This window comes from Streptomyces hilarionis (assembly GCF_024539675.1).
Taxonomy (GTDB): domain Bacteria; phylum Actinomycetota; class Actinomycetes; order Streptomycetales; family Streptomycetaceae; genus Streptomyces; species Streptomyces hilarionis.
This window is the reverse complement of record NZ_JAHHIT010000520.1, coordinates 1-372: the sequence shown is the minus strand read 5'-3', so window position 1 is coordinate 372 and position 372 is coordinate 1. Positions and strand designations below refer to the sequence as shown.

Here is a 372-nt window from a genome sequence, read left to right as displayed (position 1 = left end):
CTGATAGTCATGGTTGCCACCGCCAGCCCCTGAATCACAGATGACGTTGAAGCCAACGAGATACTGGCCGGCGCAGGGACCACTGTGACTGGTATCACGCTGATCGGCCTTTCTTCTAGGCGCGCGCCGGTGTCGATATGCGCGAACTTGCTAGGTTCGAACTGCAGCGCAGTGATTTCGAAGTCGCCATCTGTGGTGCGCTTGGTGCGCAATACGCGGTACAACGGGATCGCCAGGTCATCGGCGTCGATCGCCCATTGCAACTGCGCGACCGGTGGCTCGCTGTAAGCGACGGTTACAGTCACAGCACGGCCATTGACGCTCTGCACAGTTCGACCTTCGGCTCGGCCGCCCGGCAAGTTGATTATGAGC

The 372-nt window shown here is 59.7% G+C and carries 1 protein-coding gene; it reads right to left on the bottom strand.

The features are described from left to right. A partial coding sequence (locus KMS84_RS44110; RefSeq protein ID WP_256921446.1) for a phage tail protein occupies positions 1-329 on the bottom strand: 329 nt, incomplete at its 3' end. Positions 330-372 lie beyond the last annotated feature (43 nt).